Source organism: Georgenia daeguensis, assembly GCF_039537705.1.
Taxonomy (GTDB): Bacteria; Actinomycetota; Actinomycetes; order Actinomycetales; family Actinomycetaceae; genus Georgenia; species Georgenia daeguensis.
Genome location: NZ_BAABBA010000004.1, coordinates 1 through 26,633, shown reverse-complemented (window position 1 = coordinate 26,633; position 26,633 = coordinate 1). Strand labels below are relative to the sequence as shown.

The window sequence follows — 26,633 nt, the reverse complement described above, 5'->3', positions numbered from 1 at the left end:
GGGCGGCGGGCGGCGGGCGAGCGTTAGCGCCTGCGCCGGAACGGGACCGGCTCGTCCAGGTACGGCTCCCAGCTGGCCCGTTCCGCCGGCGTCATGCGCCGCGGCCGCTCCGTCTCCTCGTCGATGAGGACCAGTGTGGTCATCGCGCGCACTGCGGGCTCGCCGTCGACTCCGGGGATCTCGTAGCAGACGTCGATGCTCGCGCCGCCGAGGTGGGAGATCCACAGCTGCACCTCGATCGGCCGCAGCGTGTACGGCAGGGGCGCCAGGTACTCGATCTCCTGCCGCGCGATGTAGGTGTTGGTGCCCGAGCCCGGCCCGGTGTCCAGGATCTTCGTCCCCGGCGTCCGGTCCGGCGCCGGGTGGTGGACGGGGTCGACGCCCCCGCCGACGGCGTCGAGGCGGGCGTCCCCGGGGACGGACGCCCAGAACGCCGCGATGCGCGCCTCCTCCAGGAGGGTGAACATCTTGGCGTTGTTGACGTGCTGGTAGCCGTCGATGTCGCTCCACCTGATGTGCAGCGGGATGGTCAGGCGTGCCATGGGTTCCTCTCGTCGGTGCTCGCCGCCAGCCTAGGGTCCGCGGGTGCGGACACAGGGACGGCCGCCGCCGAGCGTGCTCGGCGGCGGCCGTCGTGCGTCGGTCCGTCCAGCCTGGCGTGAGAGCCAGGACCGGGCAGGTCAGTCGCGGGTGAGCTTGCGGTAGGTCACCGAGTGCGGGCGTGCCGCGTCGGCGCCGAGCCGCTCGACCTTGTTCTGCTCGTAGGACTCGAAGTTGCCCTCGAACCAGTACCACTTCGCCGGGTTCTCCTCGTCGCCCTCCCAGGCGAGGATGTGCGTGGCGACGCGGTCGAGGAACCAGCGGTCGTGGGAGACGACGACGGCGCAGCCCGGGAACTCCAGCAGGGCGTTCTCGAGCGAGCCGAGGGTCTCGACGTCGAGGTCGTTGGTGGGCTCGTCGAGCAGCAGCAGGTTTCCGCCCTGCTTGAGGGTGAGCGCGAGGTTCAGGCGGTTGCGCTCACCGCCGGAGAGGACCCCGGCCGGCTTCTGCTGGTCCGGGCCCTTGAAGCCGAACGCCGACACATACGCGCGCGAGGGCATCTCGACGTTGCCGACCTGGATGAAGTCGAGCCCGTCGGAGACGACCTCCCAGAGCGTCTTGTTCGGGTCGATACCGCCGCGGGACTGGTCGACGTAGGAGATCTTGACCGTCTCGCCGATCTTGAGGTCGCCGTCGTCCAGGGACTCCATGCCGACGATCGTCTTGAACAGCGTGGTCTTGCCGACGCCGTTCGGGCCGATGACCCCGACGATCCCGTTGGGGGGCAGGGAGAAGGACAGGCCGTCGATGAGGAGACGGTCGCCGAAGCCCTTGCGCAGGTCCTTCGCCTCGATGACGACAGAGCCCAGGCGGGGGCCCGGCGGGATCTGGATCTCCTCGAAGTCGAGCTTGCGGGTGCGCTCGGCCTCCGCGGCCATCTCCTCGTAGCGGGCGAGTCGCGCCTTGGACTTGGTCTGCCGGCCCTTGGCCGAGGACCGCACCCACTCCAGCTCCTCCCTGAGGCGCTTCTGGAGCTTGGCGTCCTTCTTGCCCTGGACCTCCAGGCGGGCGGCCTTCTTCTCCAGGTACGTGGAGTAGTTGCCCTCGTACGGGTAGAGGCGGCCGCGGTCGACCTCGGCGATCCACTCGGCCACGTGGTCCAGGAAGTACCGGTCGTGGGTGACGGCGATGACGGCGCCGGGGTACTTCGAGAGGTGCTGCTCGAGCCACTGGACGGACTCGGCGTCCAGGTGGTTGGTGGGCTCGTCGAGCAGCAGCAGGTCGGGCTGCTCCAGGAGGAGCTTGCACAGCGCCACGCGGCGGCGCTCACCGCCGGAGAGCACCGTGACGTCGGCGTCCGGCGGCGGGCAGCGCAGGGCGTCCATCGCCTGGGCGAGCTGGGAGTCCAGGTCCCACGCGTTGGCCGCGTCGATCTCCGTCTGGAGCTTGCCCATCTCGTCCATGAGGGAGTCGAAGTCGGCGTCCGGGTCGGCCATCAGCTCGCCGATCTCGTTGAAGCGCTGGACCTTGCCGAGGATCTCCGCCACGCCCTCCTGGACGTTGCCCAGGACGGTCTTCTCCTCGTTCAGCGGCGGCTCCTGCTGCAGGATCCCCACCGTGTAGCCCGGGGTGAGGCGCGCCTCGCCGTTGGAGGGGGTGTCCAGTCCCGCCATGATCTTCAGGATCGTCGACTTGCCGGCGCCGTTGGGACCGACCATGCCGATCTTCGCGCCGGGCAGGAAGGCCATGGTGACGTCGTCCAGGATGACCTTGTCACCGTGGGCCTTGCGTGCCCGCACCATGGAGTAGATGTACTCAGCCACTGCTCTCCGCATCGCGTACGTGGTTCTCGGCCACCCGGCGGGCGGCCTCTTCGGCTTCCAGGGTAGGCCACGGAGCCGGGGCCGCTCCTCCCCGCTGAGATGCGGGCCGGGCGCCGGGGCGGTAGCACTTCGGCATGACAATCTCCGGACCGGGCGCCGTGCTGCTCGACGCCGACGGCACCCTCGTGGACTCCAACTACCTCCACGTCGACGCCTGGTCACGGGCGTTCGCCGAGGTCGGGCACCCCGTCGACGCGTGGCGCATCCACCGCTGCATCGGCATGGGCTCCGAGCTCCTGGTGCCGGAGTTGCTCGGAGAAGACGCTGCCCAGGACGTCGGCGATCGAGCGCGCGACCTCCATGCCGACCACTACGGGCGGACGGCCGACCGGCTTCGCCGGCTGGACGGGGTGGCCGAGCTCGTCCGGGCGCTGCACGAGCGAGGACAACGCGTCGTCGTCTCGACATCGGCGTCCCCGGACGAGCTCGAGCACCTCCGCAAGGTGCTCGACGTCGACGTCGACGGCGTCACTGCGGCCGCGGACGTCGAGGAGGCCAAGCCGGCCCCCGACCTCGTCCGTGCCGCCCTGGCGAAGGCCGGTGTCCCGGCGGAGCGCGCCGTCTTCGTGGGCGACGCGGTGTGGGACGTGAAGGCCTGCGGCCGCGCCGGGGTGCCCTGCGTCGGCGTCCTGACCGGCGGCATCAGCGCCGACGAGCTCACCGGCGCCGGCGCGGTGGCGGTGTACCGGTCCGTCGCGGAGCTGGGCGAGCGCCTCGACGACTCCCCGCTCGCGCGGCTCTGGACGTGATGACTCAGGCCATGGCGTACCCGTCCGCCTCGGCGAGCTCCCCCGTCAGCTCGTCAGTCAGGTCCTCCTCCGGGTCGTCCGGGAGCTCCTGACCGGTGAAGCGCGCCCCGTCGGGCCCGGTCAGGCCGACGGCCGGGACCTGTGAGGCGTCCCCACCGGCGGCGGGTGCGCCCGCGGACTCCGGTCCCGCGGCTGCCGGCTCCGCCGCCGCCGAGGCGCGTACCGTCCTGACGAAGTGCACGGTGCCCGTGGCGAGGTCGGCGCCGATGGCGTCGACCGAGATGACGTTGGCCGACCGCTCGCCGTTCTCGCCCTGCCAGGTCTCGGTGCGCAGGGTTCCCCGCAGGATCACCGGCATCCCCTTCCCGAGGCTGGCGATGACGTTCTCGGCCAGGTCGCGCCACGCCTTGACGGTGAACCACTGGGTGTCCCCGTCACGGAACTCCCCGGTGGCGCGGTCGCGCAGTCGCGGCGTGGACCCGACGCGGAACATCGCGAGGGTGACACCGGTCGGCCCGACGTGGCGGACGGGGTCGCTGCCCATCCAGCCGCGCACGGTGATCTGGATCTCGTTGCTCATGCTCGCTCCTCGGCTCACGGGCCGGCCAGGCGCCGGCCCTGAACCGCACGCTGCCGCACCCGGGCCGGCCAGGTCAGGCGCCGGTCCCGGCGCTGTGGACGCGGCGGCAGCCCCGCGGCCTGTGGAGCGTCAGCGGCCGAGCGCGGTGCGCAGCCGGCGGTGCCGGCCGAGGACGTCACGGGCCGGGTCGGCGAGCGTCTCGCGCACCACCGCGGTGACGCGCTGCAGGACGGCCGACCGGTACTGCTCGGCGGCCGCCCTGGCATCCTCGCGCCGGGCCGGCGTGGAGCGCGAGAGCAGGAACCAGGCGGCGCCGAGCGCGGCCGCCGCCGGCACCGCCGCGGCGGCCCACGGGAGCGACAGCACCAGCGCGAGGCCGAGCCACACGACCGCGCCGCCCGCCAGAGCCGCGGCCGCGGCGACGAACCGGCCCGCCCGCTCGGACCGGGCGGCGGGCAGGGCGACCTCGCCGACGGCGGAGAGGACCGCCTCCCGCAGCACGGCCGCGCTGGGCACCGCGGCGTCGACCGCGGCGGCCCAGGCGCCGGGCAGGCCCTCCTGGGCGCGGCCGACCCACCCGTCACGCACGGCGGCGACCGTCGCCTCCGCGGGCGGCTCGGGCGGGGCCACCGCACCGCCGCGGGGTGCGCCGACGGCCGTCCTCACCGAGTCGGCCACGGCGTCTACACCGGCGGCGCGGACCAGCTCCTCGGCGGCGCCTCCGACGTCGTCGAGGTCCGCCTCCCGGTCCCCGACCGCGTCGGCGAGCCGCGCGGAGACCGCGTCCACCTCCGCCAGCGCGGTACGGACCGACACCGAGGGCCGGCCGACCGCCTCGGCGAGGACCGCGCGCACCTCGTCGACGCCGGTGTGCTCCAGCGCCGAGGTGGCGAGCACCCGGACGTCGTGCAGCCCGTCCGCGGCGAGGAGCCCCCGGACGTCCTCGACCACGCGCCTGACCGCCTCGGGCGTCAGGGTGTCGGCCTGGTTGACGAGCACGAGCATGCTCTCGCTGCGCCCGGCGAGCGCGCTCAGGTATCGCTCGTGGAGCGCGTTGTCCGCGTACTTCTGCGGGTCCACCACCCAGACCAGCAGGTCGACGAGCGGCAGCAGCCGGTCGACCTGCACGGCGTGCTCCACCGCGACGGAGTCGTGGTCGGGCAGGTCGAGGAGGACCATGCCGCCGAGCGCGCGCTCGTGGTCGCCGTCGAGCTCGGACTCGCGCTGGATGCGCCGGTCCGGGGAGACCTGGAGGAAGTCGAGCAGCTCGTCCGCCTCGCCGCCCCACACGCAGGCCGCCGCGACCTCCGTGGTGGGCCGCAGCGCCCCGACGTCCGCGAACTGCAGGCCGGAGATCGCGTTGAAGAGGGAGGACTTGCCCGAGCCGGTGCCGCCGACCAGGGCGACGACCGTGCGGTCCCCGCCGAGGGCGAGGCGCTCGGCGACCGCGTCGAGGTCGGAGCGGGCCCGTGCCGCCTCGAGCGGGTCCACGAGGCCCCCGGCGGCGTCGAGCGCGAGCGCGAGGGCGTCCGCCCGCTCGGCGAGCGTCGTGGCGTCGACGTCGGCGTCCAGCTCGACGTCGGCGGGCCGGGACGTGATGGTCGTCATGCGTGCTCCTTGAGCTCGGTCGCCCGGAGCCGGAGCGCGGTGCCCGGCTGCACCGGGAGCGCGTCCAGCTCGGTCAGGTAGGGCCCGACGATCGCGCGCACGGCGGCGCCGGCGCGCTGGACCAGGTCGGTGCGGGCGGCGTCGACCAGCGCGTCGCCGCCGGTGAGCCGCCGGACGGCACCGGCAGGACCCGCGACGCCGGCGGCCGCAGCGACGACGAGCCCGGCGAGCCCGTCGGGCCCGAGCACGTCCGCTGCCCCGTCGTCGGGCACCGCGGCCCGCACGCCGTCGCGCCACCGCTCGACGACCTCGCGGGCGACGGCGATGCTGCGGGCACGGCCCTGCGCCGGCACCGCGGTGCGGAGCACGCGCGCTCCCAGCGCCTTCGGCTCCCAGGCCCGCCGGACGCCGTCGGCGGCGCCCCGCACCGCGTCGGCGATCACCAGCGACACCGCGGCTGCCGCCTCCTCGGCCAGGGCCGCGGCGGCCGCGTCGCGTGCGGCCAGGTCACGCCCGTGGCGCCCGCGGCGCAGCCGGGCGCCCTCCTGCACCAGAGGGGCGAGCGGCCCGCCGGTCGAGGCGAGGGAGAGCCACCGGGTGGCCGGGGCGCCGAGTCCGGCCCGGCCCTCGCTCAGCGCGTCCGTGAGGGCACGGACGGGAGCCTCGGCCGCCTCCTCGGCGAGCCGGCGGAGGGTCTCGGCCGCCTCGACCTGCGCGTCGGCGCCGGCGGCCAGGGCCAGGAGCTGCTCGCGCAGCCCGCCCCACACGCCGCGGGTGGTGCGGCGCACGAGCCCCGCGGAGCGGTGCCGGTCCGCCACGAGCGCGAGCCACTCCTTCAGCTCGGCCACGACGCCGGGGTCGAGCGGCCCCTCCCGGGGGCCCGTCTCCGGCAGGACGAAGAGCGGCGCGGAGCCGAGGCCGAGAGCGTCCATGCGCCTGAGCAGGTCCCGGCGCACGGGGACGCGGACCCGCCCCGGCAGCCGGTTGAGGACGACGGCGGTGGTGATGCCGCGCCCGTGCGCCTCGGTGAGCAGGTGCCAGGGCAGCGCGTCGCCGTAGCGCGACGCCGTGGTGACGAAGACCCACAGGTCGGCGGTCTCCAGCAGCCGGTTGGCGAGCGCTCGGTTGCCGGCGTGCACGGAGTTCAGGTCGGGCGCGTCGAGGACGGCCAGCCCGGCCGGCACCTCGGGGTGCGTGACCACCGTGGCGAGCTCCGCGAGCGGCTGGCCGTCCAGGGCGGGCGCGTCGTCGGGATGGACCGCGACGACGGCGCGGCGGGTGGTGGGCCGCAGGACTCCCGCCTCGCTGACCTCGGCGCCGAGCAGGGAGTTCAGGACCGTGGACTTGCCGACGCCGGAGGAGCCGCCGAGCACCACGACGGCGGGGGCGTCGGACCGGCGCAGGCGCGGGAGCAGGCGGGCGCCGGTCTGTGTGAGGACCTGCTCGCGCAGGTGCCGCAGCTCGGTCGCGCCGGGCAGGTCAAGGGGGAACGCGACGCGGTCCACGTCGGCCTGCAGGTCGGTGACGACGGAGATGCGCGGGCCCCGGGCCCCCGCCCCGTCCTCGTCCGGCGCCGAACCGTCCCCGGGTGCGGCAGGGCGATCAAGGTTCAGCGTTGTCACCGCCCCATTGTCGGTGATGGGCGCGCGCTCCTGGCGCAAGCGCGCCGGGACCGGCCTCGTTGGACTCAGCCGTCGTCCGGCGCACGAGGGTCGCGCCGCACCGTCCGCCCGCGGGGTGCCGACGCGGTGACGGCCGCGCGCCGACGGCACCGGCTCTGGCGCCCCCGGCAGGGTTCGAACCTGCGGCCATCCGCTTAGAAGGCGGGTGCTCTATCCGCTGAGCTACGGGGGCTCGGGCAGAAAGGTTAGCCTGCGCGGGCGCTCGTGCCCGTCCGGTGCCGTGATCGCGAGAGCTGGAGTCGTGCCGGGCGGCACCTCGTCGCCGCGTTCCAGGTTCGAGTCGTCCGGGGCGCGCCGTACCCTGACCCGGTGAGCCGAAACACCGCACCCACGGACCCGATCGTCTGGATCGACTGCGAGATGACCGGGCTGGACCTCGAGAAGGACGCCCTCATCGAGGTCGCCGTCGTCGTCACGGACTCCGAGCTCGTCCCGCTCGACGCCGGCGTCGACCTGGTCATCGCCCCCACCCCGGGGTCGGTCGAGCAGATGGGCGACGTCGTGCGGACCATGCACACCGCCTCCGGTCTGCTCGAGGAGCTCGACGCGGGGCTGACCATGGCCGACGCGCAGGAGAAGGTGCTCGAGTACGTGCGCCGGTGGGTGCCCGAGCCGCGCAAGGCGCCGCTGGCGGGCAACTCCGTCGGCACGGACCGGTCGTTCCTGGCCCGCGACATGCCCGAGCTGGTCGACCACCTGCACTACCGGATCATCGACGTCTCCTCGATCAAGGAGCTCGCGCGCCGCTGGTACCCGCGCGCCTACTTCCAGTCCCCGGCGAAGAACGGCGGGCACCGCGCGCTGGCCGACATCCTCGAGTCCATCGACGAGCTCCGGTACTACCGCGCGGTGCTGTTCCCGGAGGGCGAGGGACCCGACACCCCCACCGCCCGGGCCGCCGCCACCGCGGTCGCCGCCGCCCCGACCTCCGCCGTCGTCGAGGCCCTGGCGCAGGAGGCCGCGCTCGCGGAGAAGCCCGCCGAGGACGCCGCCCACGGCGCCGCGCCGGCGGGGCTCGGGCGGGGCACCGACGCACCGGCGTGACCCAGACCACGGTCGGCGGGTTACAGGCGGGCCCCTCAGATCCGCTATGCTCGTCCACTGTTGCCGCGGGTGATCGCGGTCGACGATGGTGGGTGTAGCTCAGCTGGTAGAGCGCCGCGTTGTGGTCGCGGATGTCGCGGGTTCAAGTCCCGTCACTCACCCCGAGAAGGAAGGGCGGGCCGCTCCGGCGGCCCGCCCTTCCTCTGTCTCACCCGGTCCGGGCGCCTCTCACCAGAAGGCGCGCACCGCGATCGCGTCGGCGAAGTTGTCCACCGCGCCCGGCGTGGTGGACAGGTAGAGCGAGGCGTCCACCAGCCCCACCTCCATCACGTGCATGCCGTCCTCGCCCTCGACGACGTCGATGCGGCAGAAGGTCAGCTGCTCGTCGCGGCCCATCCGGTCCTTGATGTAGGAGTGGATCGCCTTGCGGGCCTCCTCGCCCAGGTGCCACTCGGCCTCGGTGGCCTGCCGGGCGTGCGCGACCTCCTGGGGAGCGTCCGTCTCGCCGCGGAAGGGCCCGTGGAGCATGGCCTCCTTCTCGACGGCGTGCGAGACGAGCCCGTTCATGAAGATCAGCGCCGTCTCGCCGCGCTGGTCGACGGATTCGAGGTAGCGCTGCACCATGACGGCCCGGCCCTGCGAGAGCAGGTCCATCGCGTGCCCGATCGCCTGCTGGCGCGAGACGGCGTCGACCGCCGTGTAGCGACCGGTGTCGTGGGCGCCGGAGGAGACGGCGGGCTTGACCACGAAGTCTCCGCCCGCCGGGAAGCGGGTGTGCACCTGGTGCTTGCTGAGGTTGCGCTCCGGCTCGAGCCACACGGTGGGGATGGTCGGCATCCCGCGCTTCTCCAGCTCGAGCAGGTAGTGCTTGTCCGTGTTCCAGCGGATCACGTCGGCGTGGTTGCAGATCCGCGGGACGGACTCGGCCCAGCGCACGAACTCCTCGCGCCGGGGCGCGTAGTCACTGACGGAGCGGACCACGACCGTCCCGGCCGCGGACCAGTCCACGCTCGGGTCGTCCCACACCGCGACGCGCGGCTCGATGCCGCGCTCGGCGAGGGCGTCGGGCAGGGGGGCATCATCCTCGGAGAGCTGGGGCAGCGCCGCGCAGGTTGCGAGGGTCACGATCGGCTTTGACACGCGGTCAACCTACCGCGCGCCCCCGTCGGGCGCAGACGGCGGCCGGTGACCGGGCTGCGGTTCGGCGCTCCGCCCTGCCGGGATGTGAGGTACACCTCAATGCCCCGCGGCGGCCGTTCACCATCTGAGACTTGGAGGTCCACGGCTTTCGGCGAGGGGTCCCCGCGAGGTTCCCTGGATGCAGTCGAGCCGCCGATCCGGGCAGCTCCCCCGGTCCCCGCCACCCTCCGGCGGGCCGGACCGACCCCGAAGGACTGACATGTTCAACCTGCGCCGCGGTGCCGCTCTCGGAGCTTCCGCCGCCCTCGCCCTCACCCTGGCCGCGTGTGGCGGCTCGGACGCCGACAGTGCCGAGAAGGGCACCGAGGAGAACCCGGTGCGCATCGGCGTGGTCGGCGCCTCGGACCCGCAGTGGCCCATCTTCGAGGACCTCGCCGAGGAGGAGGGCATCTCCGTCGAGATCGTCGACTTCACCGAGTACACCCAGCCCAACCCGGCGCTGACGGACGGCGACCTCGATCTCAACCAGTTCCAGCACATCCTCTACCTGGCCCAGTACAACGAGGCCGACGGCCAGGACCTCACCCCGATCGGCGCCACCGCCGTGTACCCGCTCGCGCTGTACTCGCTCAAGCACGACGCCGTGGAGGACATCCCGGACGGCGGCGAGATCGCGATCCCGAACGACGTCACCAACCAGGCGCGCGCCCTCTTCGTCCTCGAGGAGGCGGGTCTCATCAAGCTGGCCGACGACGCCGGCGTCGTGCCGGACCCGACCGACGTCGTCGCGGAGGAGTCGAAGGTCACCGTCACCCCCGTCGACGCGAACCAGACGGTCGTCTCGCTCGACTCGGTCGACGCGTCCATCGTCAACAACGACTTCATCGATGACGCCGGGCTCAACCCCGAGGACGCGCTCTTCGCCGACAGCGCCGAGTCCGAGGGCGCCCGCCCGTACATCAACGTCTGGGTGGCCCGCGCCGAGGACGCCGACAACGAGACGTACCAGCAGCTCGTCGAGATCCACAAGTCCCCCGAGGTCACTGAGGCGCTGCAGGAGTCCGCGGGCGGCACCGCCTCCCTGGCCGACCAGGGCGCCGAGGAGCTCCAGGAGATCCTCGCCGAGGTCCAGGCGAGCATCGCCGAATGACACCCGCCGGGCGGCGGACGCCGGTCGCCGGGAAGATGGGCGCATGACTCCGATCATCCGGTTCGACGGCGTGCACAAGACCTTCGGCGAGGGACCGAGGGCGGTGCACGCCGTCGAGGACGTCACGCTCGACATCCACGAGGGCGAGATCTTCGGGGTCATCGGCTACTCGGGCGCCGGCAAGTCCACCCTCGTGCGCCTCGTCAACGGGCTCGAGCGGGCGTCCTCCGGCACCGTGTGGGTGGACGGGCACACCGTGTCCTCGCTCAGCGAGAAGCAGCTGCGCCCGCTGCGCACGGACATCGGCATGGTGTTCCAGCAGTTCAACCTCTTCTCCTCCAAGTCCGTCGCGGAGAACGTGGCCTACCCGCTGAGGGTCGCCGGGTGGGACGCCGAACGCAGGCGTGCGCGCGTGGCCGAGCTGCTGCAGTTCGTCGGCCTGTCCGACAAGGCGGAGGCCCGGCCGGCCGAGCTCTCCGGCGGGCAGAAGCAGCGCGTGGGCATCGCCCGGGCGCTCGCCAGCCACCCCAAGATCCTCCTGGCCGACGAGGCCACCTCCGCGCTCGACCCGGAGACCACCCGCGAGGTGCTCGGCCTGCTGCGCCGGGTCAACTCGGAGCTCGGCCTGACGATCGTGGTCATCACCCACGAGATGGACGTGGTCAAGTACCTGTGCGACCGGGTCGCGGTCATGGAGCACGGGCGGGTCGTCGAGATGGGCGCCGTGTACGACGTCTTCTCGCACCCGCAGCAGGAGGCGACCCGGCGCTTCGTCGGCACGTCGCTGCGCGACCGGCCGAGCCCCGAGGTGCTCGCCCGCCTCGCGGCGAGCCACCCCGGGACGCTGGTCACCGTCGCGGTGCAGGAGGACACGGGCTCCTCCGCGCGCATCATGCGGACCTTCGCCGACCGCGAGGTGGACGGCGCCATCGTCTACGGCGGGATCACCGAGATCGGTGAGCGCCCGTTCGGCTCGCTCACGCTCGCCCTGACCGGCGAGCCGGCCGCCATCGACCAGGCGCTCGCGGAGCTGCGCAGGTTCACCACCGTCGAGGACTACCCGTCGCTGGCGGGGAGGGAGCGCTCATGAAGTTCGACTGGGCGAACGACTGGCCGGTCTTCCTCCAGGCGTTCTGGGAGACGCTCTACATCGTCGCGCTCTCGCTCGGGATCGGCGGCGCGATCGGGCTCGTGCTGGGTCTGGTGCTGTACACCACCCGGCGGGGCGGGCTGCTGGAGAACCGGTACGTCTTCGCGGCGCTGAACGTGCTGGTGAACTTCGTGCGGCCGATCCCGTTCGTCATCTTCATCACGGCCATCGGTCCCCTCACCATCACCCTGACGGGATCGCGGATCGGCACCGACGCCTTCATCGTGCCGGCGGCGACCATGGCCTCCTTCGCGACGGCCCGGATCGTGGAGCAGAACCTGGTGGCCCTCGACCCGGGGGTGATCGAGGCGGCCCGGTCGATGGGTGCCTCGCCCATGCGGATCATCCGCACGGTGATCATCCCGGAGGCGCTGGCGCCGCTGATCCTGGGCTACACGTTCCTCTTCGTCGCCGTGGTGGACATGTCGGCCCTGGCGGGCATCGTGGGAGGCGGCGGCCTGGGTAACTTCGCGCTCACGCAGGGCTACCAGCGGTTCGACTGGGTGGTCACCTACGTCACCGTGCTGGTCATCGTCGTGATCGTGCAGCTCGTCCAGTTCCTCGGGAACTACCTCGCCCGCAAGGTGCTGCGCCGGTAGCGCCGCGTCCGCCTCCGCCGTCGTGGCCGCGCCCGCCCACGTCCCGACGCCGGCGGCCTGAGCCCCGGGACGCCGTTCGCCTCGTTCACCGTCGCTCACGCCCGGGTCTGGCTAGAGTCACCGGCATGGCGGGGCCCGCGGAGCCGCCACGCCCCGAGGAGACGGCCGGGCGGGGCGTCGGCGCGCGGCCGGCCGTCACGATCCTCGACGACCCGGTGCCCGACACGGTGCACGACCCCACCGACGCCATCGGGGTCGGGCTGTCGCTCCTTGGCGTGGCTCTCACGATGTTCCTGGCCTCCTTCGCCCATGGCACGACGACGGGGCTGGCCGCGGACGTGCAGGGCCTGGACGGGCTGCTGCGGCAGTTCGTCATCGTCCCGGCCGCCATCCTCGAGCGGGTCGTCGCGCTCGTCGTCCCGCTCGTCGTTCTCGCCGAGCTGGTCCTGCGCCGCGCCGTCCGACAGGCCGGCACGAGCCTCCTCGCCGGCGTGGTCGGGATTGTGCTGTGCAGCGTGGTCGTCGTCGGCCTCCGCGAGATCGGGACCGGGAGCCTCGTGCGCGGCCTCGCCGTCACCCGGGACGGCGGGCCGGAGCTGACCGTGCCGGTGTCCCTGTCCATGGTCGCGGCGCTGCTCACGGTCGCCGGGCCGAGAGGCCGACGGCGCAGCGTGGCATGGTCCTGGGGCGCCGTGTGGGTGACGGTCGGGATCTCGCTCGTCACCGCCCAGGCCGCTCCGCTGGGATCAGCGCTGGCCCTGCTCCTCGGGCGGGCGACCGGCCTGGCGGTGCGGTACCTGGTGGGCGTGCGCACCGACCGGGCGTACGGGACGGAGCTGGCCGACGCCGTCCGGCGGGCCGGGCTCGAGCCGGTCAGCATCACGCGGCGCCCCGCGGCGGGCCACCGCCGGTACGCGCTCGTCACCGAGGACGGGCGGCATCTCGAGCTCCTGGTCCTCGACGGCGACCGGCAGGTGGTCGCCACGCTCTCCCGGCTGTGGGAGGCGGTGCGGCTCCGCGAGGTCGGGGCGCCGCCGCTGTCGGCCCGGGAGACGGCCGAGCACGTCGTGGCGCTCACCTCGCTGGTGCGGGAGACCGGGGCGGGTGCGCCCGCGGTGCACGCCGTCGCGGTCGCGCGCGACTCGACGGTGATCGTGCAGGACGAGGCGGGGATGGCGACGGCGCTCGCCCAGCTCCCGCCGGAACAAGTGACCGACGAGCTGCTGCACCGCATCTGGGAGCAGCTGCGGCGCGTGCACCGGTGCGGCGTCGCGCACCGGGGGCTCAGCTCGCGGACGGTGCGAGCCGACCTGTCCGGGCCGGTGCCGCGCGTCTGGTTCACGCACTGGGAGTCCGGCACGGTCGCCGCCTCCGAGCTTCTCCGGCGCGCCGATCTCGCGCAGATGCTCACGCTGCTCGCGCTGCGCGTCGGCACCGCCCGCGCGGTGGCCTCGGCGCGGAACGAGCTGGCGCCGACCGACCTGCGGGCCCTCGCCGCGCTGCTGCAGCCCGTGGCCCTCCCGCGCGCGACGCGCGAGGAGCTGCGGCGCCGGCGCGAGGTGCTCACTGAGCTGCGGGCGGCGCTGGTCGGCCCGGAGCCCGGCGCCGACGGGGCGCCGGAGGCCGGCGCGGCACCAGGAGCCGGCACGACGCCAGGGGGAGGTGTGGAGCCGGTCCGCCTCGTCCGGCTCGGGGGCCGCCAGGCGTTCACCGTGACCGTCGCGGCCGTGGCGGTGGTGGTGGTCCTGACGACCGTCAACCTCGAGGACATCTCCGCGGCGCTCACCAGGGGCGACTGGCGGTGGAGCGTGGCCGCCTTCGCCCTGGGCCTGCTCACCTTCGCCGGCGTGGCGACGACGTACGTCGCGCTCTCCCCCGTCCGGCTCCCGTTCTGGCGCGCGGTGCGCGTGCAGGTCGCCGCCTCCTTCGTGGCCCTCGCGGCCCCCGCGGGGCTCGGGCCGGCGGCCCTCAACGTCCGGATGTTCACCCGTCGCGGGGTCGCCACCGCGCTGGCGCTGGCCACGGTGGCGCTGGTGCAGGTGTCGCAGTTCGCGGTGACCGTCCTGCTGCTGGTGGTGCTCTCGGTGCTCTCCGGCGCCTCCGCCGCCCCCGTCCCCACGACCAGCCCCGCCACGCTGGTGACGCTCGCTGCCGTGGTGGGCACCGTGGGCGCCGCGCTGCTGATCCGTCCGCTGCGCGAGTGGCTCGGCCGGACCGTCCTGCCGGTCGTCCGCCAGACCTGGCCTCTCGTGGTCACCCTCGGCAGCCACCCCCGGCGCCTGGCCCTCGCCGTGCTCGGCAACGCCGTGACCAGCCTGGGCTGGATCCTCGCCCTCTACTGCAGCCTGGCGTCCTTCGGCGAGCACCTCACGGCCATCCAGGTGGCGATCGTGTACTTCGCGGGGAACGCCGCGGGGTCCGTCGTGCCGACCCCCGGCGGCATCGGGTCCATCGAGGTCGCCCTCATCGCCGGGCTCACGGCCCTGGGGGTCGGCCCCGGCGTGGCGGTGTCCGCCACTGTGCTCTTCCGGGTCGTGACGTTCTGGGTGCAGATCCCCCTCGGCTGGGTGACGCTGCGACACCTGATGCGCCGCGGCGCGCTCTAGAGGGCGCCGCGGCCACCGTGGTCGCTCGGTGGTCGCCGGAGGCCTGACCATGCTCCTCCCAGGGGTGGTGCCGGCACCGGCCCGCGCCGCGACGACGAAGGTCCCCGCCCCGCGGAGCGGGACAGGGACCTTCGGAAGTACACCGCCTGGGACTTGAACCCAGAACCCACTGAATACACGCAGCCGCAGGTCACAAGCCCGGGCGACGACGATGTCGTCGGCCCCCCGCGCCCGCCCTTCCGGCGCCACCTCCGCATCGTCGCCTGACGGGAGATCCACAAACGGCGCCGAGCGCTCACGCCCATACCGCCTTCGCAGCCATCAGTTCTACACAGCCACACCGACCTCTCGAATGCCGCCCGCCTGTGGATGCAGGCGGGCGAGCGTGTGTCCGTCGGGTCACGCTCGTGGCGGTTGATGTCGTTTGGTGCTTGATCGTGAGGTGGAGAGTCGATGCGAGAACACTCGGACGGGAGCGGCGTCGTGGCACCGGTGATGGGGAGCTACTTGCTGCCGGAGCACTGGCGAGCGCCGATCACCGGCTGGCTCCGGTGGCTGAAGTCCGACGGCCGACCGAAGGACTCCGTGGCTGTGCGCCGTACACAAATCACCCGGCTCGCCCGTGATCGGGCCGACCGGGCGCCCTGGAGCCTGACGACCCAGGACCTCGCGGAGTGGCTCGCGGACCACCCCTCCTGGACGCCGTCGTACCGGCGTGCGGTGCGAGCGGCCGTCCGAGGTTTTTACGCCTGGGCCCGCGCGGTAGGGCTGGCCGACCATGACCCAGCCAGCCTGCTGCCACGCTCCCGGCCAGGCCACTACCAGCCACGCCCCATCCCCGACGACATCGTCGAGCGGGCTATGAGCATCGCATCCCCTCGCGTGCAACTCATGCTTGAGCTCGCCCGCGACTGCGGCCTGCGCCGGGCCGAGATCGCAGCCGTCCACACTCGCGACGTCGAGCGGCACCACGGCATCGACTTCCTCCGCGTCAACGGCAAGGGCCGGCGCGAACGGCTCGTCCCTATCTCGCAGAGCCTGGCCGAACGCATCCGTGAGCGACCGACCGGGTGGCTTTTCCCGTCTCCCCACCGGGCGAGCCACCTTTGCACCGACCGGGTCGGCAAACTCATCACCGCAGTGCTCCCGCGACCGTGGACGCCACACTCCCTCCGGCATGGGTACGCCACCGCGGCGTACGCCGTCGAGAACGATCTTGTCGCCGTCCGTGACCTCCTCGGGCACTCATCGGTCTCGACGACACAGATCTACGTCCTGGCCCCCACAGGCGCAGTACTGCGAGCCGGCTCCGGAGCGCGGCTCCACTCTCCGAGAGGGACGGCAGCATGACTCCGCGTCCGTGTCACGTTGAGGAAGGGCATGGAGATTTCACTTCGGCGCCAGCGATTATCCTTCCCCTCTTCCGGTTCTACACACTCGCCGAGACTGCCAAACTCTTGGGCATCAGCAAGACACGGGCTTACAACCTTGTCCGCACCGGCACACTTCCGGCCGAGAGAGTCGGGTCTCACCAGCAATGGTGTGTGCACGCAGCGGATCTCTTGACGTTCGTCCGTAGTCGCTGACGTCGATGAGTCCCCGAATGAGGCGGTCGAGCCATCGCGACTAAGTGATGGATCTCGTCCGGACCCAGGGGCAGAACAGCCCGTGCCTTGCGACCATCGCGAAGGCGTCAACGACGGTGGGAAGCACAGGCTTCATGCGTCTCGACCGTCGCTCGTAATCTATGCACGCTGAGTGCGAACAGACTCGTCCGAGCTGACTCAGTCGCTGACTTCTGCGACCGTCACCTCGAGATCCTGACGCTCCTGCTTGTTCATCTGCCCTCACGGTCACTGGCAAGTTCTCGGAAGACTACTGAGGTGAACCAACACGGTGAGATCGGTTCCACGCCTTCAAGCGGCATGAGTGTCGGACCCGGCCGTTAAGGTGGCGAGCAACCACAGGAGGCGTCCTTGTTGCTTGAAGAGCTCAAGCCGGGGCTGCGGATCGACGGACTGATCCCGGCCGAGGTGATCACGGTCATCGCCGCCCAGGCGCACAGCACCGAGGCTGTCGAACTCACGTACAAGACCACCTCTGGCGGATTGGGGCAGCAGGTCGTCTTCCGCAAGGATCAGGGCAGGCTCTCCGTCGCCCGCACGGGCAGCCGCGCGTTTGACGCGAACGCAGCGGACTTTAAGCTCGTCGCGGAGGCGCAGCGGATCAAGCTGGCCGGTCTGTTCGACCCGATGCTGGCGGTCGCCACATCGGATGTGCAGCCGTTGCCCCACCAAATCCGTGCTGTCTATGGCGAGCTGCTGCCGCGCACGCCGTTGCGGTTCTTGCTGGCGGATGATCCGGGTGCGGGCAAGACCATCATGGCCGGCCTGTACATAAAGGAGCTGCTGCTGCGCGACGACGTGAAGCACGCCCTCGTCGTCGCGCCAGGCGGGCTGGTGGAGCAGTGGCAGGATGAGCTGTTCTTCAAGTTCGGGCTGCGGTTCGACCTGCTGACCAACCAGCTGATCGACGCGAGCATCAACGTCAACGTGTTCGAGCAGTACCCCCTGCTGATCGCGCGCATGGATCAGCTCTCGCGCAATGAGGACCTCCAGGCCCAGCTCAAGGAGACTGATTGGGACCTGATCGTCGTTGACGAGGCGCACCGCATGGGCGCGCACTACTTCGGCGGCAAGCTGAACAAGACACGACGGTTCCAGCTCGGCGAGGTGCTCGGCGGCATCACCCGGCACCTGCTGCTCATGACCGCGACCCCGCACTCGGGTAAGGAAGAGGACTTCCAGGTCTTCTTGACCCTGCTGGACAAGGACCGGTTCGAGGGCAAGAACAAGAAGACCGCCGACACCACCGGCATCATGCGCCGCATGGTCAAGGAAGACCTGCTCACGTTCGAGGGCAAGCGGCTGTTCCCCGAGCGGATCGCCGAGACGGTGCCGTACGAGCTGACTGCACTGGAATACGACCTGTACGAGATGGTCACCTCATACGTGCGCGAAGGGATGAACCGTGCCGAAAAGCTCAACGGCAAGGCAAAGAACACCGTCGGGTTCGCCCTGACCGTCCTGCAGCGACGCCTGGCCTCCAGCCCCGAGGCGATCTACAAGTCACTGGTCCGCCGCACCGACCGGCTCGAGCGCCGCAAGGCCGACATCTTGGCGGGCAAGTACACCGAAACGGAACCCGTGTTCGATCTGGAGGAGATCGACGACGACGAGTTCAATGCCGAGGAAATCGAGCACATCGAGGAAGAACTGCTCGACGCGGCTACCGCGGCGCAGACGCTCGAGGAGCTCACCAAGGAGATCGTCGAGCTCAGCGAGCTGGTCAAGATCGCCAAGAAGGTGCGCGACTCTGGCACGGACCGCAAGTGGACCGAACTGTCCCAGATCCTCCAAGACCACGCCCTAACGACCGACTCCAAGGGTTGGCCGCGCAAACTAATTATCTTCACCGAGCACCGCGACACCCTGGACTACCTCACCCACAAGATCCGCGCGTTAATCGGCAAGACCGAGGCGGTGAAGGCTATCCACGGTGGTGTTCGCCGCGGAGACCGGCGGCAGATCACCGAGGAGTTCACCAAGAACGGCGATGTGCAGATCCTCATCGCAACCGATGCCGCCGGCGAAGGCCTAAACCTGCAGGCCGCGCACCTGATGGTGAACTACGACCTGCCCTGGAACCCCAACCGCATCGAGCAGCGCTTCGGGCGTATCCACCGCATTGGGCAAGAAGAGGTCTGTCGTCTGTGGAACCTTGTGGCGTCCAACACCCGCGAAGGTGAAGTTTTCCAGCGCCTCCTGGACAAGCTGGACATCATGCGCAAAACCTACGGCGGCAAGGTCTTCGACGTGCTCGGCGATGCGTTCGCCGAGACGCCGCTGCGCAACCTGCTCAAGGACGCCATCCAGTACGGCGAGCTCCCCGAGACGCGCGCCAAAATGCACGAGGTTATCGACTCCAAGGTGGGCGAGGGCCTCAAGGAGTTACTCGACGAACGCGCGCTTGCTTCTGACCGCCTTGCTGACGCCGACCTGCAAGCCCTACGCGCGGCCATGGACGAGGCGCGCGCCCGGAGACTGCAGCCGCACTACATCGAGCTCGCCTTCAACGCCGCCTTCACCCGACTCGGCGGACGTATTGCCCGACGGGAGAAGGGCCGGTACGAGATCGGCAACGTCCCGGCACCCATCCGCGCCTCGAAGCACGGACCGATCGCGACGAGGTACGACCGGGTGTGCTTTGACTTGTCGCGGGTCGAGGCTGAGGGCCTACCCCGTGCCGACCTGCTCGCCCCAGGCCACCCGCTGCACGATGCCGTCACCGACGAACTGGTCGGCCAGTTCGGCAGCGCGCTGAACAAAGGAACCGTCCTGGTGTCCTCAACAATTGAGGAGCCGCAACTGCTGGTGGGCGTTGTCGAAGAAATTACCGACGCGACGGGTGCGAGTGTGAACAAGCGGTTCGGCTATGCGTTCGTCGACAGATTGGGCAGTGTTGCCCCAGCCGGACCTGCCCCATACCTGGACGGTGCCGCCGCACCTGACACGCCGACCACCGCCGCAGCGAGGGCACTGCCATGGCTCGGCGAGGCGGAGGACAGAGCAACGAGTTGGATCATCGCCAACCGGCTTCCGGACTACCTCGCCGAAGTCCGACCGCGTCGCGCAGCCGAGCTCGCCAAGACTAGGGAACTCGTGAAGCGCCGGCTCGAGCACGAGCGCGACCGCTTGCTCATGGACGCAACCATCGCAGGCGAGAAGGAGCGCGCCGGCGAGAAGCCCAAGGAGTCTGCCGAGAGCCTCAATCGCAAGGCTCTTGAGCTTGACAGCCGCTTGCGTAAGCGCATGGCGAAGATCGACCAGCAAGCACTGATGTCGGCGAAGCCCCCGATCATTCTTACTGCGGCCCTTGTGCTGCCGCTGACGATGCTAGAAGGGGAAGTGCCAGCGACCGCGCCGATCCACGCCAAGGAGACGAAGGCCGTGGAGCGCCGCGGGGTCGATCTCGTCATGGCGCGCGAGCGCGAGCTCGGTCGCATTCCGGTCGAGCAGGCGTTCAACAACCCAGGCTTCGACATACTCTCCACAGACAGAAACGGCGATACCTACCGGATTGAAGTGAAGGCTCGGCTTGACGGTGCCACCGATTTCTTCGTGACCCATAACGAAGTCATAACTGGCAAGAACGCCGTCCCTCGCTACAGGCTCGCCCTTGTCAAGGTAGACCCGCGCGGAGCCCCACATGACGACGTCCGCTACTTGGATGACCCGTTCGCCACGACAGACCTTGGCGACTTCGAAGCAACAGGGGTCAAGGGAGACTGGGCCAAGACGTGGGCGAAAGGTAAGACACCGTTCTGACCGATGCATGACATCGAGCAAGGCACGCACGCAAACCGTCGGCAGCCGTATCTAATCTATTAGTCTAGTTACTAAGCAAGACGCCTGTACAAGCGCTTCGAGCGCTCGGAAACTGAAAGTCGGAGAAGAGTGCAAAAGCGCAAGCTGATCGAGGTGGCCCTGCCACTCGAAGCCATCAACCGGGAATCTGCGCGTGAGAAGTCGATACGCCACGGGCACCCGTCGACGCTGCACTTGTGGTGGGCCCGCCGGCCGCTGGCCGCAGCTCGCGCAGTCCTATTTGCGCAGTTGGTTGATGACCCTAGTTCGAGGCCAGATGAGTTTCCGACCGAGGACCTCCAACGAAAGGAACGTGAGCGACTCCACAGCCTCATCGAGCGTCTGGTGGCCTGGGAGAACGTGCGGGATGAGCGACTCCTCCGAGAGGCTAGGGCCGAGATCGCCAAGTCAACTCTGGGTTCACCACCAGAGATCATCGATCCGTTCGCGGGTGGCGGGACGATTCCACTTGAAGCCCAGCGGCTAGGTCTACGCGCGCACGCATCGGACCTCAACCCCGTCGCCGTTCTGATCAACAAAGCACTGATCGAAGCGCCACCGACGGTGCGTGATCAGCCCCCAGTGTTCCCGGGAATCGCAGACTCACAAATTACAACATGGAAGGGCGCCGAAGGTCTCGCTGCTGACGTCCGTGCTTATGGCGCATGGATGCGCGGTGAGGCGGTGCGTCGAATTGGAGCGATGTATCCCGATGCGGTGCTGTCCGATGGCAGTCGTGCAACAGTGATCGCGTGGATTTGGGCACGATCTATCACCTGTCACAACCCCGGGTGTGGTATCGAGATGCCTCTGGTCCGATCATGGTGGCTTGGTAAGAAGAAGGGCAAAGAAGCTTTTGTCGTTCCGAGCGTAGTCACTGACCATTCACATCCATCGGGGCAGCGGGTGCAGTACTCGATTGGGTTTGGGCGCGAAGGCGCGCCAACTCGCGATTCCGACGGAACAGTCGGGCGCCTCGGTGCTGTGTGCTTGGCATGCGGAACGCCGGTGCCGCTCGAACACGTGCGGGGCGAGGGGAAGGCGGGACGGATCGGCCGGCAGTTGATGGCAGTTGTAGCGGAAGGGCAACGCCAACGCGTTTATCTAGAGCCGACTCCCGAGCATGTGGCGGCGGCCGACGTCGAAACGCCTGAGCATGTACCCACGGGCGATCTTCCTGAGCAGGCACTTGGTTTTCGGGTTCAGGGTTACGGGATGCGCAGGTACGCGGATCTCTTCACTCCACGCCAGTTGTCGATGCTTGTCTGCTTCAGTGACCTCGTGATCGAGGCGCGAGACAGAGTGCTGTCTGACGGCGGGACTCCCGAGTATGCAAATATTGTTGCGACGCTTCTCGGGTTCGGAGTGTCAAAGGCAACGGATTACCATAATGCCCTGTGCACATGGCGATCCGACGTGAAGAACGAGGGTATTGGTCACCTGTTTTCGCGGCAGGCGATACCAATGGTTTGGGACTATTGCGAAGCTAACCCCATGTCCACTTCTTCAGGCAACATGCTCGATCAGTGGAACTGGATCAGTAAAGTGATCGACCAACTCGTTCCCGCAGCTTGCGGCACGGTTGATCAAGCGGACGCTTCTTCACGATCGTACGACGGATTGCTGATCAGCACGGACCCGCCATACTACGACAATATCGGATATGCGGACCTGTCAGACTTCTTCTATGTTTGGCTTCGACGTTCTCTAAGGAAAATTCATCCCGACCTGCTCGCGACGGTACTTGTACCAAAAGCTGAGGAACTGGTTGCTGATCCGTTCCGCCATGGTGGCCGGGAAGCCGCAAAGGGATTTTTCGAGCGCGGCTTCGTTCGAGTCTTCGAGCGTGCACGGGGCGCAGCGAACCCCGAATTTCCGATCACAGTGATATACGCGTTCAAGCAGTCGGAGGGTGGCGCTGAAGGTGATGCATCTACGGGCTGGGAAACCTTGCTTGAGGGCATGATAAGGACAGGCTGGGAGATAACCTCAACTTGGCCAATGCGCAGTGAGTTGGGTAACCGGACCCGCAGCATCGACTCTAATGCGCTTGCGTCTTCCATCGTCCTCTCGCTCCGACCTCGCCCGGCGAACAGCCCCACTACGGACCGAAGAGGATTTATTGCCGCCCTGGAGTCGGAACTGCCGGACGCGCTGCGCAAGCTTCAGCAGGGGCAGATAGCGCCAGTCGATCTTCCCCAAGCTGCGATCGGCCCTGGGATGGCCGTCTTCAGTCGTTACGCGGGGGTGCTGGAGCCCGACGGTAGAAAGATGACAGTCCGGTCTGCCTTGGCTCGGATCAACGAAATTCTTGATCAGGTGCTCAACGAGCAGGAAGGCGACTTCGACGCGACATCGCGGTTCGCGATCGCGTGGTACCGCCAGCATGGGTATTCCATAGGCAAGTTCGGTGATGCTGACAGCCTTGCGCGCGCCCGCAATACCAGCGTGGAGATACTCGACCGGCACGAGGTGCTCGTGTCCCGTGCTGGGAATGTCCAACTACTCCAGCCGTCAGACCTGCGCTGGGACTATGATCCCTTCCTCGACGCGCACACGAGCAATTGGGAAGTGCTACACCACCTCATGAAGGTGCTCGAGCGCGACGGCATCGCGCCTGCGGGCGACCTCCTCCAGGCGGCGCTGAGCCGGCCCGACGGGGCAGTCGATCCAGACCTGGTTAAGGAGCTTGCGCACCTTCTGTTCCGCGTTGCTGAGGGGAATGGGTGGACAAAGGACGCCTTGGGCTTCAATACGCTCGTTACGAGCTGGTCGGAGATTTTGGAAGCGGCTCGTTCCGAACGCAAGGTACCGATCGGCGCCCAGGGTGCGTTCGACTTCGACCGAGAGGACTGATATGGCGCTGAGCAACCGTGACCGGATCGACCGGATGTTCCGCGTGATGGCGCCCGCGCTTGACGACTTCATCTCCTCGGTGATCGGGCAGGACGACCAGGCTTTAGGCGCGAACTGGTTCAAGCTGGTTCAGGGCAAGGACCTGAGGAATGGCGCGCCGGCCGACAAAGCATATGATCCGCTCGACCCGCAAGTGCAATTTCGAATGCTCACGGAGGGTAATGTAACCGGCGGCTACAAGCCGGGTTGGTACCCCTTCAATAGGGCATTGGGCAAGGCCGGTGATGCGTACGCGAGCGAACTGCGCGAGGTTCGTAATTCGTGGGCCCACAACGGCACGTTCTCCGATGAGGACGCCTACCGCGCACTAGACACGGGCGAGCGTCTCCTGAAACTTGTCGGTGCCGCCAAGGAGGCCGGTGAGGTTCACGGAATCAAGGTGAACCTGCGCCGCGTGACGGCGGACAAGGACGACAAGAGAGTTCTCAAGGCGGCCGTCGGCAATCCTGAAGCCACGGGCCTCAAGCCATGGCGCGAGGTATTGCGACCGCATGACGACGTCGCGACAGGCAATTTTGCAGCGTCGGAGTTCGCGGCCGACCTATACAAGGTGGCCTTCGGGGGCGAGCGGGATTCGGGGTACGCCGATCCAGTCACGTTCTTCCAGCGCACGTACCTCACCGAGGGTCTCTCACAGCTCATTGGCCGAGCCGTACGCCGTCTGGCGGGCGATAACAATGCGCCGCCGGTGATCAATCTCCAGACGAACTTTGGAGGCGGCAAGACGCACTCGATGCTCTCGCTGTGGCACGTTGCCGCCGGCCTGCCGGTTGGGGAATTCCCTCAGGAGACCCAGGATTTGCTGAAGGCCAACGGGTACTCAGGGCAGAAGGTCAACCGTGTGGCGATAGTCGGCAACCACTTCAGCCCTTCCGGCGTCGTTAAGGATGACGGCACCCGTGTCAACACCATCTGGGGCGAACTCGCCTGGCAGCTCGGCGGCCCGGCGGCGTACGCGATCATCGCCAGATCCGATTCCGATCGCACCCACCCGGGCGAGAAACTCCACCAGTTACTCGCGGAGTATGCGCCAGCGGTCATCCTGATCGACGAATGGGTGGCCTACGCGCGCTCGCTCGTCGGCCGAGACGACCTCGCCGGGGGCACATTTGATGACCAGTTCACCTTCGCGCAGACCCTGACTGAGGCGGCCAAGGGAACGTCGGGTGTCGTGTTGGCGATTTCGATTCCGGCTTCGAGCACCGGGGATGATCTTGACAAGGTCGTGGTCGGCAGTGCCGAGGAGGTCGGCGGGGCAAACGGTCTAGAGGCGGTCAAACGGCTGCAGAACGTGGTGCGCCGCGTGGCGGACCAGTGGCGCTCGGCGTCGCCGGTCGAGGCCTACCACATCGTCAAGCAACGCCTGTTCCAACAGCCTGACGCTGCCGCGCTGGCCGCGATTGGTGCGACTGCGCGGGCGTATCGGGAGATGTACGTCAAGTTCTCCGGCGACTTCCCCCGCGAGTCCCGTGACCCCGCCTACGAGGACCGGATTCGGCGGACTTACCCAATCCATCCTGAGCTGTTCGACCGCCTGTACGAGGAGTGGTCTTCTCTGGAGCGGTTCCAGCGCACACGGGGGGTGCTGCGCCTGATGAGCACGGTTATCCACGCGCTATGGGAGGGCGAGGACGCCTCGCCGCTAATCATGCCAGGGTCGATTCCGCTGGCGACGGCCAGTGTGAACGCCGAGCTGACCCAGTATCTGCAGGACTCGTGGAAGGCGATTATCGACGCCGATGTCGACGGGCCGAACTCGGAGCCCGTCCTTATTGACAAGGAGAAACCCGCGTTCGGGCAGCGGTCGCTGACTAAGCGGTTGGCCCGTACGGTGTTCTTCGGAGCTGCGCCGACGATTGGATCCGCGCACAAGGGGCTGGAGACTCAGCGGGTGTTCCTCGGCACGGCTGTGCCGGGTGACGTGCCCGGCAACTTCCACTCGGCGTTGAACCAGCTCGCGGACCGGGCAACGTACTTCTACGCCGGTTCGGGCAAGTACTGGTACGACCTGCAGGCCAACATCACTCGGACCGCCCGAGATCAGGCCGAGAGGCTGCATAAGGAAGACGTGTGGGCCGAGATCGTCCGCCGGCTCCAGGGGCAAGCGCACACCAGGGGTGGGTTCGCCGGGGTCCACGTTTGCCCGGAGACGAGCAGTGACATCCCCGACATGGACGAAGCGCGGCTGGTGGTCCTACACCCGAAGGTTGCCCACAAGCGTGGCCAGAACTCACCTGCAAAGGAATTCGCGCACGCCGCGACCGAGCATCGCGGCACTGCGAACAGAACTTATCGGAACATGGTCGTGTTCCTTGCTGCGGACGAGGCTCGGCTCGAGGAGCTCGAGTCTGCGACACGCGACTACCTCGGCTGGACGCACGTCCTAGCGAACGAAGCGGACCTTGACTTAACGCAGAACCAGAAGAACCAAGCTGCTCAGCGTCGAACACAGGCGGATCAGACGGTGAGCGCGCGTCTGCTGCAGACGTTCACGTGGGCTCTCGTCCCCGCACAACCTGACCCCGGTGCACCATTTATCATTCGGGAAACCAGGGTCGAGGGACAGTCGGACGCACTTGCCGAGCGCGTTTCTCGTCGTCTCGGCAGCGATGGCGACTTGTCCACCCGGCAGGCCGCCAACACCATCCGGCTTGCGATCAGCGCGGTGCCTCAAATCTGGAAGCGGGGACACGTCTCCCTCGGATCTCTGTGGAGTTTGTACTCCCAGTACCCGTACATGCCGCGGCTCCGCGACCGGTCCGTGCTGGCCCAGGGGGTACTTGACCTGCCGCTCATCTGGCAAACCGATGCGTTTGCTCTAGCGAGTGAATACGACGAAGTTGCGAACCGTTATGTCGGGCTTTGGATCCCAGGGGACACGAACCGGGCACCGAGTCCTTCCGACTCGATGCTTCTCGTTCAGCCGCACATCGCTGAGTTGCAGCGCGCGACTGAAAATCTCACGGCCACGCCGACAACGACAGAAGAGGAGGAAGGTACGGAGAGGGGCACGTCCGACACTTCTAAAGCCACCCCTCACGTCGGTGCCGGTGGGAAGCCCGGCCTGGACACCAGCGACGACCGAGGCCCTGGGATAGCAGCTGACTTGAAGACCCGATTCTTCGGCGTTAAAGCTCTCAACCCAGAGCGCTACGCGATTGAGTTCAAAAACATCGCCGAGGAAATTGTCTCCCACCTCCGTGACGCTGGCGCGGACCTCACGGTACGGATAGAGATTGAAGCCACGAAGCTAGACGGATTTGAGGAACGCAGTCGCCGCACGATCTCCGAGAACGCGACCACCCTCAAGTTCGACCAGTCTGGCTTCGAAGAGGCATAGGTCTCTGCAACTACGACCGACGCGGAACGCGGACCCTGATCGCCCAGGCGGCAGAGAGCCGGTCGGTGCGGTCGTCGCTGTGGCACCACTTTGCCGGCTCTTCAGAATTGAGGGTGTAGTCGGGGTCTGAATCCGCCGACCTCGAGCAGGGCTCTGGCGATGTAGTTCGTCAGGTTGCGGAATCCGAGGGCGGAGCCGCGCAGGTGCTCGAGCCGGCCGT

17 protein-coding genes and 2 tRNA genes are annotated in these 26,633 nt (G+C 69.0%); 12 read left to right on the top strand and 7 right to left on the bottom strand.

Features of this window, described 5'->3' with window-relative positions; all coding sequences use genetic code 11:
- Positions 1–23: 23 nt before the first annotated feature.
- Both ABD774_RS04950 and ettA read right to left on the bottom strand, forming a co-directional pair.
- Entirely contained in the window at positions 24–542 is a 519-nt protein-coding gene (locus ABD774_RS04950; RefSeq protein WP_345038331.1) for an acyl-CoA thioesterase, read from the bottom strand.
- A 138-nt stretch (positions 543–680) separates the two neighbouring features.
- Positions 681–2,363 (bottom strand): energy-dependent translational throttle protein EttA, encoded by a 1,683-nt coding sequence (gene ettA / locus ABD774_RS04945; protein WP_345038329.1) that lies wholly within the window; start codon positions 2,361–2,363, stop codon positions 681–683.
- 134 nt (positions 2,364–2,497) lie between these two features.
- Between ettA and ABD774_RS04940 the strand changes: the two genes are divergently transcribed.
- A complete protein-coding gene (locus tag ABD774_RS04940; protein ID WP_345038327.1) occupies positions 2,498–3,172 on the top strand; it encodes an HAD family hydrolase in 675 nt (224 codons plus the stop codon).
- 4 nt (positions 3,173–3,176) lie between these two features.
- On the opposite strand, the gene ABD774_RS04935 is transcribed toward ABD774_RS04940, so the two are convergent.
- The 4 genes from ABD774_RS04935 to ABD774_RS04920 form a co-directional block, all read right to left on the bottom strand.
- Positions 3,177–3,752 (bottom strand): single-stranded DNA-binding protein, encoded by a 576-nt coding sequence (locus ABD774_RS04935; RefSeq protein ID WP_345038324.1) that lies wholly within the window; start codon positions 3,750–3,752, stop codon positions 3,177–3,179.
- Positions 3,753–3,881: 129 nt separating this feature from the next.
- The gene (locus tag ABD774_RS04930) at positions 3,882–5,360 is read right to left on the bottom strand and encodes a GTPase (RefSeq protein ID WP_345038322.1); all 1,479 of its coding nucleotides are present in this window, start codon (positions 5,358–5,360) and stop codon (positions 3,882–3,884) included.
- On the bottom strand, positions 5,357–6,982 hold the full coding sequence (locus ABD774_RS04925; protein ID WP_345038319.1) for a hypothetical protein: 1,626 nt from the start codon (positions 6,980–6,982) through the stop codon (positions 5,357–5,359). Before ABD774_RS04925 ends, ABD774_RS04930 begins: the two co-directional genes overlap by 4 nt.
- Before the next feature lie 156 nt (positions 6,983–7,138).
- Positions 7,139–7,214, bottom strand: a tRNA-Arg gene (locus ABD774_RS04920).
- A 137-nt stretch (positions 7,215–7,351) separates the two neighbouring features.
- On the opposite strand from ABD774_RS04920, the gene orn reads away from it, so the two are divergent.
- Both orn and ABD774_RS04910 read left to right on the top strand, forming a co-directional pair.
- Entirely contained in the window at positions 7,352–8,086 is a 735-nt protein-coding gene (orn, locus tag ABD774_RS04915; RefSeq protein ID WP_345038316.1) for an oligoribonuclease, read from the top strand.
- 88 nt (positions 8,087–8,174) lie between these two features.
- Positions 8,175–8,247 (top strand) — tRNA-His (locus ABD774_RS04910).
- Positions 8,248–8,314: 67 nt separating this feature from the next.
- On the opposite strand, the gene ABD774_RS04905 is transcribed toward ABD774_RS04910, so the two are convergent.
- Positions 8,315–9,226: an ATP-grasp domain-containing protein gene (locus tag ABD774_RS04905; protein ID WP_345038313.1), complete on the bottom strand. Its 912-nt coding sequence runs from the start codon at positions 9,224–9,226 to the stop codon at positions 8,315–8,317.
- 259 nt (positions 9,227–9,485) lie between these two features.
- Here ABD774_RS04905 and ABD774_RS04900 point away from each other — a divergent pair, with 259 nt between their 5' ends.
- From ABD774_RS04900 to ABD774_RS04865, 9 genes are all read left to right on the top strand, one after another.
- Positions 9,486–10,376 (top strand): MetQ/NlpA family ABC transporter substrate-binding protein, encoded by an 891-nt coding sequence (locus ABD774_RS04900; RefSeq protein ID WP_345038311.1) that lies wholly within the window; start codon positions 9,486–9,488, stop codon positions 10,374–10,376.
- Between the two features lie 43 nt (positions 10,377–10,419).
- Positions 10,420–11,466 carry a methionine ABC transporter ATP-binding protein gene (locus tag ABD774_RS04895; protein WP_345038309.1) on the top strand — a complete coding sequence of 349 codons (1,047 nt, stop codon included), beginning with the start codon at positions 10,420–10,422 and terminating at the stop codon, positions 11,464–11,466.
- Positions 11,463–12,125 (top strand): methionine ABC transporter permease, encoded by a 663-nt coding sequence (locus tag ABD774_RS04890; protein WP_345038306.1) that lies wholly within the window; start codon positions 11,463–11,465, stop codon positions 12,123–12,125. Before ABD774_RS04895 ends, ABD774_RS04890 begins: the two co-directional genes overlap by 4 nt.
- A gap of 125 nt (positions 12,126–12,250) precedes the next feature.
- On the top strand, positions 12,251–14,731 hold the full coding sequence (locus ABD774_RS04885) for a lysylphosphatidylglycerol synthase transmembrane domain-containing protein (protein WP_345038304.1): 2,481 nt from the start codon (positions 12,251–12,253) through the stop codon (positions 14,729–14,731).
- A 453-nt stretch (positions 14,732–15,184) separates the two neighbouring features.
- Positions 15,185–16,081, top strand: a complete 897-nt coding sequence (locus ABD774_RS04880; RefSeq protein WP_345038302.1) for a tyrosine-type recombinase/integrase — start codon at positions 15,185–15,187, stop codon at positions 16,079–16,081.
- Entirely contained in the window at positions 16,078–16,317 is a 240-nt protein-coding gene (locus ABD774_RS21655; protein ID WP_425554469.1) for a helix-turn-helix domain-containing protein, read from the top strand. Before ABD774_RS04880 ends, ABD774_RS21655 begins: the two co-directional genes overlap by 4 nt.
- 390 nt (positions 16,318–16,707) lie before the next feature.
- Positions 16,708–20,118 (top strand): helicase-related protein, encoded by a 3,411-nt coding sequence (locus tag ABD774_RS04875; RefSeq protein WP_345038300.1) that lies wholly within the window; start codon positions 16,708–16,710, stop codon positions 20,116–20,118.
- A 129-nt stretch (positions 20,119–20,247) separates the two neighbouring features.
- Positions 20,248–23,013: a DUF1156 domain-containing protein gene (locus ABD774_RS04870; RefSeq protein ID WP_345038298.1), complete on the top strand. Its 2,766-nt coding sequence runs from the start codon at positions 20,248–20,250 to the stop codon at positions 23,011–23,013.
- Position 23,014: 1 nt separating this feature from the next.
- The gene (locus ABD774_RS04865; RefSeq protein ID WP_345038296.1) at positions 23,015–26,413 is read left to right on the top strand and encodes a DUF499 family protein; all 3,399 of its coding nucleotides are present in this window, start codon (positions 23,015–23,017) and stop codon (positions 26,411–26,413) included.
- Positions 26,414–26,633: the final 220 nt, after the last annotated feature.